The sequence below is a fragment of the Peribacillus sp. NPDC046944 genome (assembly GCF_050272735.1).
Classification (GTDB): domain Bacteria; phylum Bacillota; class Bacilli; order Bacillales; family DSM-1321; genus Peribacillus.
The window spans coordinates 297231-316863 of record NZ_JBNNML010000004.1 but is presented as its reverse complement, the minus strand read 5'-3'; the positions used below and the strand labels follow the sequence as shown (position 1 = coordinate 316863).

Sequence of the window (19633 nt, the reverse complement as noted above, 5' to 3'; positions counted from 1 at the left end):
TGTTTTACTGTTTCATTCAATCAAGACGATCAGTCAAGCTTTTCTCCTGTCAATACGCCTGTACCTTCCAAATGTGCCCGGAGCGACGCGTATTCTGGTGCATGCCAAAAACTATTTGAGGCTATCAATTTCGCAGCATCTTCCCTAGCAACTTCCAGCGTCCGGTAATCATGGACCATGTCCGCCACTTTGAACTCGGGAAGTCCGCTTTGTTTTTTACCGAAAAAGTCCCCTGGACCTCGAAGCTCCAAATCCTTCTCTGAAAGGACAAATCCATCATTCGTCTCTGTCATGATCTTCATCCGCTCTTTGCCGACTTCCGTTTTCGGATCGGCAAGCAGGATGCAAAAAGACTGGTTGCTCCCCCTCCCCACTCGGCCACGTAACTGATGCAGCTGGGAAAGACCAAATCGTTCAGCATCATAAATGACCATCACCGTGGCATTGGGTACATTCACCCCAACTTCGACAACTGTGGTGGAAACAAGGATTTGCGCTTCGTTGGAACTGAATTCCTGCATCACTTCATCTTTTTCATCCGCAGGCAAACGCCCATGCATGAGCCCCACCTTATAACGATTCACGAAGTATTGCGTCAGCATGGCATGGACATCGAGAACATTTTGCAAGGAGTCAAGTTTTTCCGATTCCTCGATCAATGGGCAGATGACATATGCTTGTCTGCCTTTTTGAAGTTCCTTTTCTACAAAGGAGAGGATTCTATCGAGCATTTGGTGTTTCGCCCAATACGTTTCGATGGCTTTCCGTCCAGCCGGCATTTCGTCGATTGTGGAAACGTCCATCTCGCCGAACACTGTAATGGCGAGTGTACGGGGAATCGGTGTCGCCGTCATGAAAAGGACATCGGGATTTCCTCCCTTTTCACGCAGGACGCGTCGTTGTTCAACACCAAACCGATGTTGTTCATCCGTTATAACCAAACCGAGGTCCTTGAAGTTCACCTCGTCCTGAATCAGTGCGTGGGTTCCAATCAAAAGATCAAGTTCCCCTAATTCAAGTTTCTCCAATAATTCTCTACGCTTCTTCCCTTTTACCGAGGAGGTCAATAAAGCCACCTTTACTCCGACTGGTTCGAACATGGCGGTCAATGATTGAGTATGCTGCTCAGCCAGAATTTCAGTCGGGACCATTAGCGCTCCTTGGAAACCGGCCGATATGGTCGCATATAGGCAAATCGCGGCCACTACCGTTTTTCCTGAGCCTACATCTCCTTGTAAAAGCCGGTTCATGCGGTAAGGGGATTCCATGTCAGTCAGGATTTCCTCGACAACCCTGTTCTGGGCAGTCGTTAATGGAAACGGAAGGGTATCAATGAATCCCTTCACCTGCTGCCTATCAAATTCTTGTCCAGTCCCTCCTGACTGTTCGCGCTGTATTTTACGAAGTGCCTGCATTTTCAGCTGAAACAGCAAAAACTCCTCATATACAAAACGACGGCGGGCTTGCTTAACATCAGCTGCCGATATAGGAAAGTGCATCATGCGAAGCGCATCTTTACGTGGCATCAACTTATAGGTTGTCAGCAGCTGTGGTGGGAGGTTTTCCTCAATCATATTTCCATATTGGGAAAAACCATTCGCGATATGGCGACGCATACCTTTTACCGTAATGCTCCCCTTGACGGAATACACGGGTTCGAATTCCTTTTCCCGGCTATGATCTCCAACATGGCATTCCGAACCAGTGATGGTTTGGCGATGACGATCCCATTTACCTGTCACTGTCACGGTTTCCCCGATTGTAAGTTTTGATTTCAAATAAGGCTGATTGAAAAATATAACCGTAATTAAATATCTTCCAGTCAACAACTTAATCGTTAGCCTGGACTTCTTCTTCCCAAAATAGCCCAAGGTCGGCACTGTATGAATTTTCCCTTCTACAGTGACGCGTTCCTCATGTTCAACCGTTTCTAAGTCCCTTAACCGGTAGTCTTCATAGCGATAGGGAAGATGCTCTAGAAGATCATTGACGGTATGGATCTCCATTTCCTGCATCGCAGCAGCTGTCTCTCCCCCAATGCCCTTAACTGCCGTAATTGGTTCCTGTAAGCTGTTGCTCACTTGTTACTTAACGGCAAGCCAAAGATCTTCGCTTCCAACTTCCGTCCAGTCGGTGTGGCCGCTAATCCTCCTTGTGCAGTTTCCCTTAAGGCCGATGGCATCGCCTGTCCGATTTTGTACATGGCATCGATTACTTCGTCACACGGAATTCGGCTTGTAATACCTGCTAACGCCATATCAGCTGCCACCATGGCGTTAGCTGCCCCCATCGCATTCCGCTTCACACAAGGCACTTCTACGAGCCCAGCAACAGGGTCACAAACCAGACCAAGCATGTTCTTTAATGTAATCGCCATGGCGTGGGCACTTTGAGATGGCGTTCCACCAGCCATTTCAACGATGGCGGCCGCGGCCATCCCTGATGCTGAACCCACTTCCGCCTGGCAACCTCCTGCGGCCCCAGAAATCGAAGCATTATTAGCAACAACGAAACCAAATGCCCCTGCAGTGAAGAGGAATTCAATTTTTTGTTCCCGATTTGGCTTTAATTTATTCTGCAAAGCGAACAAAGTTCCTGGGACAACGCCTGCCGATCCAGCAGTTGGCGTCGCACATATCGTCCCCATCGCTGCATTCACTTCATTTGTTGCCACAGCTTTACTGACCGCATCCAACAAAAGTTCACCCGATAATGAGTTTCCCGTTTTAATATAATTCTGAAGAAGCACGGCGTCCCCACCTGTCAAACCCGAAACGGAACGGACTCCTTGGAGCCCTTTTTCAACGGCCTGTTCCATGACGTCAAGGTTTACACCCATCTGGTGGATGATTTGGTCCCGGGTTTTACCCGACACCTCCATTTCCTGTTCGATCATGAGCATCGAAATTTTCACTTGCTTTGCTTCTGCCAATTCTACTAGTTCTGCTACATTTCGAAACATGTCCTCTTTCCCTCCTTAATGAAAACGGTTGCCTCAAGTAACTCAGTCGACAATCCTTGCGACCTTGGTGATATGAGGCAATTTCGAAATTTCATCGATGACTTGCTCTTCTATATTCACATCCACTTCGATGGTCATAAGTGCCATCTTTCCCTTTTCTTTTCGTGATACTTCCATCTGTCCTATATTAATTTGATGCTTGGCCAAAACGTTAGAGACATTGGCAATAGCTCCGAAACGGTCATCATGAACGACAAGTATGGCTGGGTTGTGACCCGAAAGCCTTAATTTGAATTCATTCAATTCGATTATTTCGATTTTGCCACCTCCAATCGATATCCCAACGAGCTCCAGTTCATCCGCATCATCACCAACCGTTATCTTCACAGTATTCGGGTGTTCCGGAACGGCCTCTTCTTCTTGGAAGGCAATGTCCATGTTCTTTTGACGGGCTATATCAAGAGATTCTTTGATTCTCTCATCAAAAGTATCAAAATCAAGTAGTCCCCCTACAATGGCCACATCCGTCCCATGACCTTTATGGGTCTTTGCAAAAGACCCATAAAAAGAAATACGGGCCCATTTCGGTTCTTTGTTGAATAGATTCCTTGCCACCCTGCCTATTCTCGCAGCTCCGGCTGTATGTGAGCTCGAAGGTCCAATCATAACGGGACCGATAATATCAAATACACTCCTATATTTCACGTTCTATTCCTCCTTCATTACGCGCTGGACTTTAAGAACCTAAAGAAAAACGCTAGAGGTTATCTTCTGATTGGTCACAGTTCCTGCATGCATGCTGTTTTATAACCTTTAGTCCGCAAAAATAAACTGCATAGCCTAATGACCTATGCAGTTTATTACTTTTTATCGAGACTTCTATATCACATCTATTAAAGGGCAAAAGACAATCAGGTGATCTTACCCAAGTAGATGGTTTAGTTTATTCAATTGAGAAAATGAAAGCATATAACGGCTGTTTACCGTTATGGACTTCAACTTCAACATCTTCAAATGTTTCTTCACAAAACGCGACAAGCTCATCCACTTCTTCTGAAGTTGCATCTTCACCATAAAGAATGGTCAAGATCTCGGAATCTTCGTCAATCATTTTGGATAAAAGATCCTTTGCAGCCTGAGCCTTGTCTTTATTTTTCACTTTGATGGTGCCTTCATCAATACCCATGAAGTCGCCCTTCTCGATTGAAAGACCATCAATGCTTGTATTCCTTACAGCATATGTGATTTGACCTGTTTTAACATGAGAAAGAGCATCGGTCATCACCTTTTGGTTCTCTGTAATATCCAATGAAGGGTTGAAAGCAAGCAATGCTGCCATTCCCTGCGGTACAGTTTTGGCAGGAACGACCATCACGTTATCCCCAAGGACATCAGCAGCTTGATTGGCAGCCATAATAATATTTTTATTATTAGGCAGAATGATTACTTTTTCTGCATGGGCTTCTTCAACTGCTTTCACGATGTCTTCAGTACTAGGATTCATCGTTTGTCCGCCTTCAATGACTGATTTTGCACCGATGCTTTTGAAAAGCTCGCTGATACCGGCACCCATCGCCACAGAAACGACACCATATTTATCCTTGGCTTTCGGTTTTGTTTGAAGTGGCGTTTTAGTTTCGCCGACTATAGCTGTATGCTGTTCACGCATATTATCAACTTTCAACTTAATAAGACTACCGTATGTCTGACCATAATTAAGGCAATTACCAGGTTGTTCAGAGTGAATATGTACTTTAACTATTTCATCATCAGAGATGACTAATAATGAATCTCCAAATTCACTTAAATCATTCCGGAACTTCTCTTCATTGAACGATTGGGCAGCTGGCTTATCCTTTTCCAACCGGACCATGAATTCCGTACAATAACCAAACACGATATCTTCCGTATTAATGTGTCCTTGTACGTTAATGTGATGTTCAGCACTCACCATATCATCCATGCTTGGGCCATTGGCTGAACGAACGGGTAAAGCTTCACCCTTCAATTCTGCTAGGAATCCTTCATAAACGAAAACCAACCCTTGTCCACCGCTATCGACCACACCGACTTCTTTCAATACAGGAAGTAAATCAGGTGTCCTTTTTAAAGATGCATTTGCCTCAGTGACAATATCCTCCATTACCTGGATAAGGTCCTGATGCTTGGCAGCAGATGAAACCGCTTGCTTGGCTGCATCCTTCGCGACTGTTAAAATGGTGCCTTCAACAGGCTTCATAACGGCTTTATAAGCGGTTTGTACACCCGCCTCAAAAGCATGGGCGAATTCTTCACTATTGATGACCGCTTTATTTTCGATAGATTTTGCAAAACCACGGAAAAGCTGTGAAAGGATTACTCCAGAATTACCTCGAGCCCCCATCAATAGACCTCTTGAAAGAGAAGTACCCACTTTTCCGATATGTTCTTGTACATTATTTTGTACTTCCTTAGCGCCGGAAGTCATAGATAAATTCATATTTGTTCCTGTATCTCCATCTGGAACCGGGAAAACGTTCAATGCATCGACCATTTGGGCGTTGGCTGCTAAATGATTAGCTCCCTGGATGATCATTTCAGCAAAGCGCTTTCCATTTAAACTTGTAATTGACACAAAACTTTCCTCCTATACTTAAGGGTTCGTAACACGAACTCCCTGTACAAAAATGTTTACAGAATCTACAGCTAATCCAACAGTTTTGTCCAGAGTGTATTTTACCTTTGATTGCACATTATGTGCAACTTCCGAGATTTTCGTTCCATAACTAACGATAATATACATATCGATATGAACTTCTTCCTCATCTTGTCGGACTATTACACCCTTAGTAAAGTTTTCTTTTCTTAGTATTTCGGCAATGCCGTCTTTAAATTGTTTTTTGGAAGCCATTCCTATTATTCCGTAGCAATCAATAGCAGCACCACCGGCTACAGTAGCGATTACATCATTAGAGATATCAATTTGTCCATATTTCGTTTGTAATTCGATAGACATTTTCTTTTTCCCTCCCAAAACTAACTCAACTAAAGACATTTTACTATAATGTCTATTGTTTTAAAAGTAAATGTCATACGGTACTTAATATAATTCAATTTTAAAGGGGGTATGTCAAGGTTTTTTTCTTGAAAGTAATTAACTGAAGTATTGCATTCTCACGGTAGGTGTGATAAATTATTAAAGTATTTCACAAAGACTTAAGACAACTTCGTAAACTTAAGCTTGTTGTAGTTAGGAGGGAATTTGACATGGCACGTAAATGTGTAATCACTGGAAGAAAAACCCGTTCTGGTAACAGCCGCTCTCACGCAATGAACGCTAGCAAGCGTACATTCGGCGCTAACCTTCAAAAAGTACGTATTTTAGTTGACGGTAAACCTAAACGTGTATACGTTTCTGCAAGAGCTCTTAAATCGGGCAAAGTAGAACGCGTATAATGTTACGGCATCCTCTAAGGATGCCTTTTTATTTGAAAATGGCTGCCGCTTTTATAATGGGTGATGATTGGACAATCTGATTCTTTCAGAAAGATCATCACCCATTAAAAGCCTGTCCAACCTATCGTTTCTTTATTGTCCCCAGCCAAACCAAAAAATAACACCCCCTTTATAGAAGGTGTCACGTAAATATGTTTTATTAGCCTTTTTTAAACGCTCCGAGCATGGCCCTTACCAAACTGCCCAGAACTTTTGGCAATTTAATTGTATAAAATTTCATAATGCCCCTCCTCTTTACATCCCACAAATTTAAGATGAAGTGGAACTTTTCTATTACAACATAAGCTTTTAAGCGGATATAGGATGAAAAGTATATCCGAATCTGCTCTAAGCATGAATTTTAATCTCTGCTTCTTATCACCATTAATATGCCTTCCTCAAATGAAACATTCCCACAATCAGAAATTAGTTCATTGCTGACACAGAGTGTGGAGCCCAATTCAAGCTTTGCATCAACAAGTGGATACTTAAACCCCAAGAGTGTAATGCCGGTGATCTCTTCGGTTACCGGAAGCAGGGAAATATACTTCCTCTCTTCATCCAAGGTCAAGGGGTAGGATCCTGGCGTCTTCACGGTTAAGCTATTCTGACAATCGACTATATACATATCAATATCCTTGTGATAAGGCAGGATGCTATCTTTCTGCAATAATTGGATATTGCCGAGAAAATGGTCCAGCCGCCCTCCTGTTGCACCTAGAATATGTATTTCATTTGGCTCCTGCTCCATTGCCCATTTAAATGCAATTTCCAAATCGGTTTCATCCTTCTCAGGAGGGTAAAGATGAATATTCTCCATCCTTTTTTGAATCTTGGACCATTCCTCTTCGGATACGGAATCGAAATCGCCAAACCCACACTGAGGAACAATGTCATTTTCAAGTAAGGACCAAACACCTCGATCGACCCCAACCCACAAGTCAGTACTCTCTTTATAAGTCGTTAAATCAGGCCACAAATCCTTTGGGCCTCCAGCCATAATGCTTATTTTCATATTCCGCCACCCTATTCTTAAGATTCTTTACATGTTTGATTGTTTTAAAAAAGCCGATCATCATCGTAGTATAGATACGATAATGTCGGCTTTCTCTCTTTTTAATTTCCACGAATTCTCTGAATCGCTGCCTGGCGATCTTCCTGGTTATATATGGCTGACCCGGCGACAAGTACCGTTGCTCCCCGTTCAATACAAACTTTGGCCGTTTCTTCATTTACCCCGCCATCTACTTCAATTTCAAGATTGGGATTGTACAAATCAGCCATCGCCTTCACTTCGGAAATTTTTGGCAGTACAGAAGCGATGAACTTTTGCCCCCCAAATCCTGGATTGACGGTCATCAATAAAACCATATCTATATCTTCGATGATCGGTTGGATCACGGATGCTGGAGTGGCCGGATTGAGGACTACCCCCGCTTTAACACCAAAGGACTTTATCAATTGAATCGTGCGGTGTAGGTGGGTACACGCTTCTACATGGACAGTGATATAGTCGGCCCCTGCTTTGGCAAACGCCTCGATATAGGCATCTGGACGTTCAATCATCAAATGGACGTCTAGAGGGAGTTTCGTCACCGGTCTGATAGCATCGACAATCAATGAACCAATTGTGATGTTAGGCACGAAATGGCCATCCATAACGTCTACATGGATATAGTCGGCTCCGCCCCTCTCTACATCCAAGATTTCTTCTCCCAGCTTTGCGAAATCAGCTGATAATATGGATGGTGCAATTTTAACCATACTAATACCTCGGCTTTCTATCTCTTATTTCCTCTAAAAATTGCATATAATGTTCGTACCTGTATTGTGGGATTACCCCGGTTTCTACCGCTTCTTTCACAGCGCACTTCGGTTCCTTGTCATGGAGGCAGGCCCTGAACTTGCAGTCCTCACCAAGCTTATGCATCTCAGGAAAACAATACGATAGACGTTCTGCTTCCATTTCCGTGAATTCAAGTGAACTGAATCCAGGCGTATCCGCGACGAGGCCAGTGCCCATGTGAATCAGTTCCACATGACGTGTGGTATGCTTTCCGCGTCCCAAATGAGATGAAATGTCGTCTGTCTTTAGGGCCAAGCTCGGGTTGATCGCATTCAACAACGAGGATTTCCCCACTCCGGATTGACCGGCAAACACACTGGTTTTCCCTTCTATTAAAGGAATAAGCTGATTGACGCCTCCTGTGGTTATCGAAGAAGTTTCCAGCACTGTATAGCCTAACTTCTGATAGTCCTTGATATGCTGAGACAATTTCTCTTTTTTATCTTCCGTTACCAAGTCCATTTTGGTCACGACAATAATGGGCTCGATCTCATTATCTTCAATGAGGACCAGGAATCGATCAAGCAGAGCTGGACTGAACTCGGGTTCGACTGCTGAAAAAACAAGAATGGCCTGATCGACATTCGCTATCGGTGGACGAACCAATTCATTCTTTCGTGGCTTGACCTCCGTTACCGTTCCGTCCGTCTTATTATCAGCCTGATATACAACGTAATCACCAACAAGGGGCGTTACCTTATTTTTACGAAAAACGCCTCGACCCCGGCATTGGAATACTTCTTCTCCATCTAAAACATAATAAAAGCCGCTTAAGGCTTTAATGATTTTTCCTTCGGGCATAGCCACACTCCTAATTTGATTAAATTCATTCCGGATAAGTGATGGTTTTTTCCTTTATCACCTGTCCGTCACGCATGACTTTATATCCGGCTTTCTTATCTTTGGACACCAAGAATTTGATCTCTTTTTCTTCAGTTTCCAAGAGCGAAAAAGTATCATAGGGCTCTGTCATGCTATTATTGATGTCTTCAATGAAGATTTGAACTTGCTGTGGTTTACCGGGCTCTACAGGGTCATATTCGATCGTGATTTCCTCTGTTACCGTCTTTGGTGGAATCTCTTCTTTCCCTTTTGAAAGGACCACGCTTACCGTACTTCCCTTGTCCACTTTAGTAGATGGTGCAGGTTCCTGCGAAATAACAAGTCCCTCGGCCACTGAATCCGTATACACCTTTTTTTCGACGGCAATTTTTATTCCACTTTCATTGGAGTAATCATTCAAAGCCGTCTCATTGAAACCCGTTAGGTTCTTTAATGTTAATCGATCGGCACCCTTACTGACCATGAGTTCGAGCTCCGTTTCCGAAGCAATGACTTCAAAGCCTCCTGAAGGATCTTGATCAATGATCGTCCCCGGCTCGCTTTCATCAAATACCTCTGTCACTGCAACGTCCTTGAAGCCCATCTTATTGAGCATACTCTCGATATCATCATACTTTCTTCCTTCATAGCTAGACAATGTAATCGTTTCTTTACCAATGCTTTGATAGATATCTATTTTAGCGCCTTCTTTGACCAGCTTACCTTCTTTAGGGTTGGTCTTGATGACGAGACCTTTTTCGACCTCTTCATCATTAATCTCAATCGTGTCCCCCGTGACAAGTCCTAATTCCACCAAGGTAGAAATGGCATCATCCAGCTCTTCCCCTTTTAAGTCAGGGACGGTCACTTCTTTAGTGCCAAGCATGGATGGAAAAACGGTAATGGATAAAATGGCAACCACCGCTAAAACCAAAAAGATGGTAACTAAAATCGCGGGCCATTTTATGCGCCGATTACTTTTTTGCTTCGATTTCGTTTTTTGTTTTTTCTGTTTCTTTTTAAGCTTAGTCGCTGTAGCTGGCTCATCACTTTGTTCATCTTGTTCAACTACGCTCGCATTTTTTTCCGGTCCTCTTATGATTGTCTCATCTATACTTGACAGCTGGTCATTCGTGATGATGGGGATGGCTTTTGTTGCATCATGATCTTCCGGAATGACAAAAGGCAATTCATTTAAGCGCTCTGGATCAAGCGAAGTTCGAATGTCATCTTCCATTGAATCGACGCTTTCATAACGATAATATGAATCTTTTGCCGTTGCTTTTAGAATAATATTTTCCACACTTTGCGGTATATCAGGATTCCAACGCTTTGGCGATGGGGTTTCCGACTGGAGATGCTTTAACGCAATGGAAACTGCAGATTCACCTGAAAAAGGGAGCCTGCCAGTTAAAATCTCAAACATCACGATACCCAGAGAATAGATATCCGATTTCTTATTGGCCATGCCGCCTCTTGCCTGTTCTGGAGACAAGTAATGAACAGAACCTAAAACTGCATTTGTCTGGGTTATATTCGTGGCACTTAGAGCAAGGGCAATTCCAAAATCAGTGATTTTAACGGTTCCTTCTTTATCAATCAGGATATTCTGAGGCTTGATGTCCCTATGGATGATTCCGTTATGGTGGGCATGGGAGATGGCAGCCGTAATTTGCTTCATGATATCTAAGGCTTTTTCAACCGGAATTGGATAGTATTTTTGTATGTATTGCTTTAAAGTAAACCCGTCCACATATTCCATGACGATATAGTAGATATCATTTTCTTCTCCGACATCATAGATACTGACAATATTCGGATGGGCTAGACTCGTTGCTGATTGCGCTTCCCGATTAAAGCGTTTAATGAATTCATCGTCATTATTAAAATCCATCCTCAGGATCTTCAAGGCAACATCACGGTCCAAAATCATATCTCTTGCAAGGTAAACATTCGCCATACCGCCACCACCGACCATCTCGATCAGTTTATAACGGCCGTTGATCCTTCTACCAATCAACATTGAGTTCACCTGCTTTCGCTTTCATCAATAAATTGAACAAGCACAAGGGTGATATTATCTTCTCCACCATAGTTATTGGCCATTTCTATTAACGACTGTGCCTTTTCTTCAAGTGAATGTCCATTGTTAACCATTTCTTCGAGTTCCACTTCACTTACTTTATTCGTTAAGCCATCAGAGCAAAGCAAAAGCATATCCTGCTCTTCGAAAATGACTGTCGTAATGTCCATTTCCACTTGCAGTTCAGTGCCCAATGCACGCAACAACACATTTTTCCTTGGATGATGCTCAGCGTCTTCCTTCGTGATCTGACCAGAACGGACCAGCTCATTAACAAGCGAATGGTCTTCCGTGACCTGCTTGAATCCGCTTTCGTTATACAAATAACACCGGCTGTCCCCGATGTTTGCGATGGTTGCAAATTTATCTGTGCATATTGCCGCAACAATGGTTGTACCCATGCCCTTACATTCCAGGTTCGCTTCGGCATGTTCAAAAAGCAATTGATTGACAAGGAGGATTTGTGTTTTCAACCAATTTTCAGCATCATTTGCCGTTTCAATACCACTTGACTCTTCCCATCTTTCCTTCAAAAGGTCAATCGTCATCCCACTCGCTACATCCCCGGCACGGTGGCCGCCCATGCCATCTGCAACGATGGCAAGGCGTACGCCTTCCGGATTACTAAAAACTCCCCCATTATCTTCATTATGTTGGCGGACTTTCCCACGGTCAGTCTTGAATATTGCCCTCATAGGGTCACCTCGTCTCTTCTTTACGCTCCTTAGCCCGAAGCTGGCCACAGGCTGCGTCAATGTCACTGCCTTGTTCTCTTCGAATTGTTACATTAATGCCACGTTTTTTCAATGTTTTTTCAAACTCAAAAATCTTATCCCGAGGTGTACGTACATAGTTGCGTTCCGGTACATAGTTAACCGGAATTAAATTGACATGACACTTGATGTCTTCTATTAAATCGGCCAGTTCTTCAGCGTGCTCTACTGAGTCATTTTCTCCACCGAATAGACCATATTCAAAGCTGACACGGCGTCCTGTTTTTTCCGTGTAGTATTTGATGGCTTCAATCAAGTCAGGAAGCTTATAAGCCTTATTTATCGGCATCAATTTACTTCTCAACTCAGTGTTCGGCGCGTGAAGTGATACAGCAAAATTGATTTGCATGCTTTCTTCGGCAAATTTATAGATTTTAGGAATAATCCCACTAGTCGAAACGGTGATATGGCGAGCACCTATGTTCAACCCTTTTTCATGGTTGATATTTTTAAGGAAAGACATCATATTATCATAGTTATCGAATGGTTCGCCGATTCCCATGATAACGACCGAGCTAACGCGTTCTTCAACTTCATCAAGTGCTTGTTGGACCTTGACGACCTGGGCAACGATTTCCCCTGATTCAAGATTACGTTTTAAACCACCAAGCGTCGATGCACAGAATGTGCAACCGATTCTACAGCCTACCTGTGTCGTTACACAGATGGAATTCCCATATTCATGGCGCATTAATACGGTTTCAATTGAGTACCCATCATGCAATTCAAATAAGAACTTCATCGTTCCATCATTGGATGTTTGTTGGATCAATGTCTTTAACGTCGTGAAAGTGAATTGATCTTCCAATTTATCTCGCAATGTCTTAGATAGGTTAGACATATCCTCAAAACTTGAAACGCGTTTTTTATAAAGCCAGTCATAAACTTGGTCCGCACGGAAAGCTTTCTCACCGTTTTCAACCAACCATTCTTTAATTTGATGAAGCTCCAACGAATAAATCGATGGTTTTTCTGGTGTTGTGTCTTTTCTCACTCTTGATGATTTCGTAATCTCTGCCATTACAGCACCTTCTTTCTAAAACTCGCAATAAAGAAACCGTCACTGCTAAAATATTGCGGGAACACTTGCAAGGTATGACCTTCAACAAATGGTTGAACACTTTCGGGCATTCTTTCAGACAATGTTGTATCGCTTTCGAACTCCGGATGTTGTTCCAAGAACGTCGCTGCTACTCTGTCATTTTCTTCTTTGTCCACTGTGCATGTACTATATACTAACTGTCCACCTTGTTTCAGGAGCGGAGCAGCTGCTTCCAATAATTGTTTCTGTATGTTTGAAAGTTTCATTATATCATTATTTGTTTTTGTATACTTCACATCAGGCTTACGACGCATGACGCCTAATCCGGAGCAAGGAGCATCTATCAGGATTCGGTCAAACCCTTCTTTATTGAAGTGTTCCTGAACATGTCTGCTATCTAAGACCTGCGTTTTAATGTTGTTCCTTAACTTTAGTCGCTCTGCCTGTTCCTTGATGAGCTTAACCTTATGTTCATGAAGGTCAAGAGCATATACCTGTCCCGTCGTCAGACCTTCGGCAATATGCATTGACTTGCCTCCTGGCGCTGCGCAACAGTCCAAAACTGCATCGTTATCATGTGCACCAAGCGCATGGGCGACCAGCATCGAACTTTCGTCCTGAATGGAAAGAAGACCCAATTTATAGCTTTCGGAATGTGCCAGGTTCCCTTTGTAACTGATAATGGATTCCGGCACGAATTCACTGGCTTCCACATCATATCCCTCTTCAGTCAAAATACTGATTAATTCACTGCGGGAAATCTGTTTCAAGTTAACTCGTCCCGTCTGTAATGGAGCCATTAAGTTAATTTCACACATTTCCTTTGTTTTCTCATACCCATATTGCTCAACCCAACGGTTTATCAACCATAATGGATGACTCACTTCAATTGATAGGCGTTCACGGTCGTCCTTGATATCATCAAATGATGCAACACCATTTCTTTGGATATTGCGGAGCACCCCATTGACCATTGACTGCGTTCCTTTATGCCCGCGTTTTTTCGATATCTCGACAGCTTCGAAAATAATCGCATGATCTGGCACTTTATCTAAATAAACCATTTGGTATACGGAAAGCCTAAGAAGGTTAATGACCCAGCTTTGCGTTTTTTTAGGATTTTTTATATATGGCTGTAGATAGTAATCCAATGTCATCTTCCGCTGGATCGTTCCGTAGCTGATTTCTGTTAACAATCCACTATCCACTGCAGACAATTGATGCTTTTTAATCAAATTATTAAGTAACAGGTTGCTATAAGATTGATTTTTCTCTACAGATTCCAAGATGTCGAGAGCAATATCGCGTACTCCCTTTTTAGTTTGTGTCATTAGTTTCTCCTAACTTTATACCTGCTTTAATGAATGAACCCGCACCAATCAAGTAATTCTTCGCTGGCATTTTTTTCTTACCTGATGGTTGTAGTTCGGTGATGAGAATCGCCGTTTCATTTCCAGTCGCCACGACCATTCCTTCATCAAGCACCTCAATGATCGTTCCGGGGCTTGTTTGAGCGTTCCCTTTAACTTTCTTTGTCTGCCAGATTTTCAGGACAGACCCGTTTACGAGTGTATAGGCAACAGGCCAAGGATTCAAGCCGCGGACATGATTATAGATGGCCTCTCCCGTTTTCGACCAGTCGATTTTTTCCTCTGATCGTTTAATGTTGGGAGCAAAAGTTGCCTTTTCCTCGTCTTGCTTAATTGGGGATAGCTCACCATTCAATAACTTCGGCAATGTGTCGGCAAGTAAATCCGCACCGACCTTACTCAACTTATCATGCATCGTACCGACATTATCTAGTTCTTCGATGACCACTTCTGCCTGAGTTAAAATATCTCCGGCATCTAATTTCTCAGCCATATACATGATGGTGATTCCCGTCTTTTCTTTACCTTGTAAGATGGAGTAGTGAATAGGCGCTCCGCCACGTAGTTCAGGTAGTAAAGAGGCATGTACATTAATACAGCCAAATTTAGGAGCTTCCAATAACTCATTAGGAAGAATTTGTCCGAAAGCCGCCGTCACCACTAAGTCCGGTTTTAAACGGATGATCTTTTCCAATTCTTCTTTTTCACGGATTTTCTCTGGCTGGTAAACGGGTATCCCTTGTTTGATTGCTTCAACTTTAACCGGTGGTGGAGTCAAGACTCTTTTCCTGCCAACCGGACGATCCGGCTGAGTGACGACAGCAATCACTTCATACCCCTCGTCAATGATTCGCTTAAGCACCGGTACTGAAAAGTCCGGCGTCCCCATAAAAATAATTTTTGTCATTTTTCTTCAAACCTTTCTAACTCTTCCTCTGTAATATATCGGGACACTTTACTTGTAAATAGCACCCCTTGCAAATGATCCATTTCATGCTGGATGGCCCTAGCCAGGAAACCTTCAGCTTCTATTTCGAAAAAATTCCCCTTCCTGTCCTGTGCACGCACTTTGACACGGTATGGACGGGACACTTCCCCATATAGGTCTGGAAAACTTAGACAGCCTTCAACGCCTGTCTGTTCTCCCTCGACTTCCAGCACTTCCGGATTGATCAATTCAATGACACCTGATCCTTCCTCTATCTCTACGACGGCGACTTGTTTTTTCACGCCCACTTGTGGGGCTGCAAGACCCACTCCATCCGCTTCAACCATCGTTTCGTACATATTATTTAACAGCTTTGCCAATTTTTTATCAAAACTTGTTATTTTAGCGCATTTTTGTTGTAAAATTTTTTCAGGAAACATGACAATCGGTAAAATAGTCAAAGCGAAAAGTACCCTCCTAATATAAAAAACAAAACTTACTATATAAAAACGCAAGCCTGAACAGCTCGCGATATCATAACAACTACATCATAATCTGCGGATTTAAATCAATGGAAATCTGCAGGTGATTTTGGGCCGTTTCCTTTTGATAATGCTCCAAAAGCGTTCGTAAATGGTGATAAAGCTCCGGCTCTCGTTTGTATTTTATCAGACATTGGTATCGATATCTATTGTTGATTCGACTAATTGGGGAGGCGACCGGCCCGAGGACGATAGAATCCTTATGCAGTCGCGAACTCAGGAAATTAGTAATCTTATCCGTCACACTCACGGTTTTCATCAAGTCCTCATGAGAAACCGTTACGAGGATTACATAATAATAAGGAGGATAATGGGCTTGCCTCCGGATGTACATCTCCCTTTCATAAAATGCATCGTAATCCTGCATAGCGGAAAGCTCTATACTGTAATGCTCAGGCGTATAGGTTTGGATCACCACTTCACCAGGAAGTGTATGTCGCCCTGCCCTTCCGCTGACTTGCGTCAATAGCTGGAATGTCTTTTCCGAAGAACGGAAATCAGGCAAATGCAGCATCGTATCGGCTGAAAGCACGCCAACCAACGTAATATTCGGGAAATCAAGGCCCTTGGCAATCATTTGGGTTCCAAGCAGTATATCCGCTTTTCCTTCACCGAATGCATTCAGCAGCCGCTCATGTGATCCCTTCCTACTCGTCGTATCGACATCCATCCGAATTACTCTTGCATCAGGGAGGATCTTGGCAAGTTCTTCCTCCACCTTCTGTGTACCCGTTCCAAAGAATCGGATATGGTCACTCTCACACTCGGGACACACAGAAGGCATCCCTTCCTCAAACCCGCAATAATGGCATTTCATTATATCATTAAAGCGATGGTAAGTGAGGGAAATATCACAATTTGGACAGTTGATCACTAATCCACAACTACGGCACATGACAAAGGAGGAATGCCCACGCTTATTTAACATCAGTACCGTCTGCTGTCCCTTTTCGAGCCGATCTTGCAACTTCGTAAATAGCAGTTCAGAAAACATTGAGCGGTTTCCCGATCTTAGTTCTTCCCTCATATCCACGATATCGACTGCAGGCATAGCATGTTTATTCATCCGCTGACTGAGGGTCAATAACTGATAGACATTTTTCTTGGCACGGGCAAAGGATTCTAGGGTAGGGGTGGCACTTCCGAGGATGACAGGGCATTGATAGGATTTCGCTCGTTCAATCGCAACATCCCTTGCATGATAACGCGGATTTTCTTCTTGCTTGTAACTCGCCTCATGCTCTTCATCAATGATGACGATCCCAAGATTCTCAAATGGAGCAAAAACGGCCGACCGTGCCCCTACCACTACTTTTACTTCTTTACGATGAATTTTCCTCCACTCATCATATTTTTCTCCAACGGATAAACCACTATGCATGACCGCAACCTGCTCGCCAAAGCGTTCTTTAAACCGTTTCACCGTTTGGGGAGTCAAAGAAATTTCCGGAACCAACATGATGGCTTCCTTCCCTTTCTCCATAACCGAAGCGATGGCCTGTAAATACACTTCTGTCTTCCCACTTCCCGTTACACCATATAAAAGGAAAACGTCATGTTCATCCTGTTTAATCTTCTCCTGAATGGGCCCAAGCGCGGCAGCCTGCTCATCTGTTAATGTGAAGGGATTGGATTTATTAAATACACGGTTTTCATAAGGGTCGCGGTATACTTCTTGTTCCAGTTCGACCAATGCCCCTTTTGCCACAAGGGACTTCACCGTCCCACTAGAAGCATTAACCAATTCAAGAAGCTCCTTAAGCGGTATCGGGTCTGGGTGTTCAATGAAATATTGGATGAGCTCCTGCTGTTTTCTTGCATTTCCGGATAGCGACGAACCCATTTCTTTCAATTCCATTGGAGATACTAACGGTTTTATAACCCGTACCGTCTTTTTATTGAGACGGTTTTTCACAAAATACACTAACTCTAAATTGCCTTTTTGCAACTCTTTTTGAAGAAGGGAAGCATGTTCCCCTTCTATCGCATCTTTCCATGATAGCGAATCATGCTTGCCAAAAAGAGCTTGTATCATCGTGGACAGCTGGGCCTTTTTACCGTCTACGATATTAATGACTTTTTCATATTTTGCTTTCATTGCTGCCGGTAGCATCGCTTGCAGCGCCGAAATTTTGAAACACATGGCCTCTTTCGTCAACCAGTCACCAAGTTGCAGCAATTCATCATTTAAAACAGGCTCCAAATCCATCAGTTCTTTAATATGGCGGAGCTTAGCAAATTCACTTTTATCTTTTAGCCCCGTTACGAATCCCTGCACCATTCTGGGACCAAACGGAACAATGACTCGCATGCCAGGTTTAATGACCTGGATCCATTTCTTAGGAATTCGATAATCGAATTCCCTATCCGTTTGTTTTGCAGGTACATCCACTATGACGGATGCAATATCCATTAGACATCAATCCTTTTGCATGCAGGATACTTCTGCCAAAATACTTTTGGCGATATCCGCTTTACTCATTTTTGGAAGTTCGATGGAACGCCCATCCTTATTAAAGATCGTAACAATATTTGTATCCGTGCCGAAGCCTGCACCCGATACCGTAACATTATTGGCTACGATCATATCGGCATTCTTCTTCACCAATTTCCCTTTTGCATACTCTTCCACATTATTCGTTTCGGCTGCAAAACCGACTAAGAGCTGATGAGTCTTATTCTTGCCCAATTCCATAAGAATGTCCTTTGTCCGTTCAAATTCAATCACATTTTCACCAGGCTGTTTTTTCATTTTCTGTTCATGATAGAATTTGGGTTTATAGTCGGCAACCGCAGCCGTCATAATTACCACATCACTCGAGTCAAATTGCTCAAACACCGCTTCATACATATCTGCGGCTGATTCGACGGGAATGACCTTCACCTTCGAAGGCGGAGCCAAACTCACGGGCCCGGTGACCAAGGTCACATCGGCTCCCTGATTGGCTGCCTGCTCGGCAATGGCATAGCCCATCTTGCCACTAGAATGGTTCGTCACGAAGCGTACAGGATCGATTGCTTCACGGGTAGGCCCCGCCGTGATTAAGAATTTCTTACCCTTAAGTGGTTTCAAGCCAACTTCCCCAAAGTATTCTTGTAGATGTTGTACAATCGTTTCCGGTTCTTCCAGTCTTCCCTTTCCTACATAGCCGCAAGCCAAATACCCTTCACCGGGCTCTATGAATTGATAACCAAACGTACGAAGCGTCTCCATATTCTTCTGCACAGCCGGATGAGCGTACATATGGACATTCATAGCCGGAGCTACCCAAACAGGGGCCTCCGTTGCAAGCAACGTGGTCGTGATCATATCATCCGCGATGCCATTGGCTATCTTGCCAATAACATTCGCTGTGGCAGGCGCCACCAGGACAATATCCGCCCAATCAGCAAGGTCGATATGGGCAATGACCGAGGAATCTTTTTCATCAAATGTATCGGTATAAACATCATGTCTTGAAAGTGCCTGAAAGGTAAGAGGCGTCACGAATTGGCGCGCCGAGGCACTCATGATCACCTTAACGTGAGCCCCTGCCTGCGTCAGTTTACTGGTCAGGGCTGCAGCCTTATATACAGCAATTCCGCCAGTGACACAAAGTAGAACCTTTTTATCGATTAGCATGCAAATTTCCCCTAACTATACATTCTATTATTAACTAATTATGAAGGTTTACAGGTAAAATTTCATTATATATGCGCAAGAACCTTGGTAAGTATCAATAAAGTCCATAACCGCTTTTTGGATTGCTGTTTGTTTGCTCCTATCCAAAATCAAAACAAACAGGCCTGAC

At 43.3% G+C, this 19633-nt stretch carries 18 protein-coding genes; 1 reads left to right on the top strand and 17 read right to left on the bottom strand.

The features are described from left to right. Positions 1-29: 29 nt before the first annotated feature. From recG to ACQKIC_RS09805, 5 genes are all read right to left on the bottom strand, one after another. The gene (gene recG, locus ACQKIC_RS09825; protein WP_427591084.1) at positions 30-2081 is read right to left on the bottom strand and encodes an ATP-dependent DNA helicase RecG; all 2052 of its coding nucleotides are present in this window, start codon (positions 2079-2081) and stop codon (positions 30-32) included. Further along, positions 2078-2962 carry an L-serine ammonia-lyase, iron-sulfur-dependent, subunit alpha gene (sdaAA, locus tag ACQKIC_RS09820; protein WP_427591083.1) on the bottom strand — a complete coding sequence of 295 codons (885 nt, stop codon included), beginning with the start codon at positions 2960-2962 and terminating at the stop codon, positions 2078-2080. Before sdaAA ends, recG begins: the two co-directional genes overlap by 4 nt. A 42-nt stretch (positions 2963-3004) precedes the next feature. Then, a complete protein-coding gene (gene sdaAB / locus ACQKIC_RS09815) occupies positions 3005-3667 on the bottom strand; it encodes an L-serine ammonia-lyase, iron-sulfur-dependent subunit beta (RefSeq protein ID WP_402868255.1) in 663 nt (220 codons plus the stop codon). A gap of 238 nt (positions 3668-3905) precedes the next feature. Beyond that, on the bottom strand, positions 3906-5576 hold the full coding sequence (locus ACQKIC_RS09810; protein ID WP_402868254.1) for a DAK2 domain-containing protein: 1671 nt from the start codon (positions 5574-5576) through the stop codon (positions 3906-3908). Positions 5577-5594: 18 nt separating this feature from the next. Next, positions 5595-5957, bottom strand: a complete 363-nt coding sequence (locus tag ACQKIC_RS09805; RefSeq protein ID WP_402868253.1) for an Asp23/Gls24 family envelope stress response protein — start codon at positions 5955-5957, stop codon at positions 5595-5597. 251 nt (positions 5958-6208) lie between these two features. Between ACQKIC_RS09805 and rpmB the strand changes: the two genes are divergently transcribed. Next, entirely contained in the window at positions 6209-6397 is a 189-nt protein-coding gene (gene rpmB, locus ACQKIC_RS09800) for a 50S ribosomal protein L28 (RefSeq protein WP_402868250.1), read from the top strand. A gap of 199 nt (positions 6398-6596) precedes the next feature. On the opposite strand, the gene spoVM is transcribed toward rpmB, so the two are convergent. The 12 genes from spoVM to coaBC form a co-directional block, all read right to left on the bottom strand. Further along, positions 6597-6677: a stage V sporulation protein SpoVM gene (gene spoVM, locus ACQKIC_RS09795; RefSeq protein ID WP_034313769.1), complete on the bottom strand. Its 81-nt coding sequence runs from the start codon at positions 6675-6677 to the stop codon at positions 6597-6599. Positions 6678-6797: 120 nt separating this feature from the next. Next, positions 6798-7451 (bottom strand): thiamine diphosphokinase, encoded by a 654-nt coding sequence (locus ACQKIC_RS09790; RefSeq protein ID WP_402868249.1) that lies wholly within the window; start codon positions 7449-7451, stop codon positions 6798-6800. A gap of 101 nt (positions 7452-7552) precedes the next feature. After that, on the bottom strand, positions 7553-8200 hold the full coding sequence (gene rpe, locus ACQKIC_RS09785; protein WP_402956252.1) for a ribulose-phosphate 3-epimerase: 648 nt from the start codon (positions 8198-8200) through the stop codon (positions 7553-7555). Between the two features lies 1 nt (position 8201). After that, positions 8202-9083: a ribosome small subunit-dependent GTPase A gene (gene rsgA / locus ACQKIC_RS09780; RefSeq protein ID WP_402868247.1), complete on the bottom strand. Its 882-nt coding sequence runs from the start codon at positions 9081-9083 to the stop codon at positions 8202-8204. Between the two features lie 25 nt (positions 9084-9108). After that, complete coding sequence (gene pknB, locus ACQKIC_RS09775; RefSeq protein ID WP_402987823.1) at positions 9109-11127, bottom strand: Stk1 family PASTA domain-containing Ser/Thr kinase; 2019 nt, start codon at positions 11125-11127, stop codon at positions 9109-9111. Between the two features lie 5 nt (positions 11128-11132). Beyond that, positions 11133-11882 (bottom strand): Stp1/IreP family PP2C-type Ser/Thr phosphatase, encoded by a 750-nt coding sequence (locus ACQKIC_RS09770; protein ID WP_402868245.1) that lies wholly within the window; start codon positions 11880-11882, stop codon positions 11133-11135. A 4-nt stretch (positions 11883-11886) separates the two neighbouring features. Beyond that, on the bottom strand, positions 11887-12981 hold the full coding sequence (gene rlmN / locus ACQKIC_RS09765; RefSeq protein ID WP_402868244.1) for a 23S rRNA (adenine(2503)-C(2))-methyltransferase RlmN: 1095 nt from the start codon (positions 12979-12981) through the stop codon (positions 11887-11889). After that, entirely contained in the window at positions 12981-14333 is a 1353-nt protein-coding gene (gene rsmB, locus ACQKIC_RS09760; RefSeq protein ID WP_402868242.1) for a 16S rRNA (cytosine(967)-C(5))-methyltransferase RsmB, read from the bottom strand. Before rsmB ends, rlmN begins: the two co-directional genes overlap by 1 nt. Next, positions 14320-15279 (bottom strand): methionyl-tRNA formyltransferase, encoded by a 960-nt coding sequence (fmt, locus tag ACQKIC_RS09755; RefSeq protein WP_402987820.1) that lies wholly within the window; start codon positions 15277-15279, stop codon positions 14320-14322. The genes rsmB and fmt overlap by 14 nt, the downstream gene beginning before the upstream one ends. Further along, a complete protein-coding gene (gene def, locus ACQKIC_RS09750) occupies positions 15276-15761 on the bottom strand; it encodes a peptide deformylase (protein WP_402868238.1) in 486 nt (161 codons plus the stop codon). Before def ends, fmt begins: the two co-directional genes overlap by 4 nt. Before the next feature lie 82 nt (positions 15762-15843). After that, the gene (priA, locus tag ACQKIC_RS09745) at positions 15844-18255 is read right to left on the bottom strand and encodes a primosomal protein N' (RefSeq protein WP_402868236.1); all 2412 of its coding nucleotides are present in this window, start codon (positions 18253-18255) and stop codon (positions 15844-15846) included. A 6-nt stretch (positions 18256-18261) separates the two neighbouring features. Continuing rightward, positions 18262-19464, bottom strand: a complete 1203-nt coding sequence (coaBC, locus tag ACQKIC_RS09740) for a bifunctional phosphopantothenoylcysteine decarboxylase/phosphopantothenate--cysteine ligase CoaBC (protein ID WP_402868234.1) — start codon at positions 19462-19464, stop codon at positions 18262-18264. Between the last annotated feature and the right edge of the window lie 169 nt (positions 19465-19633).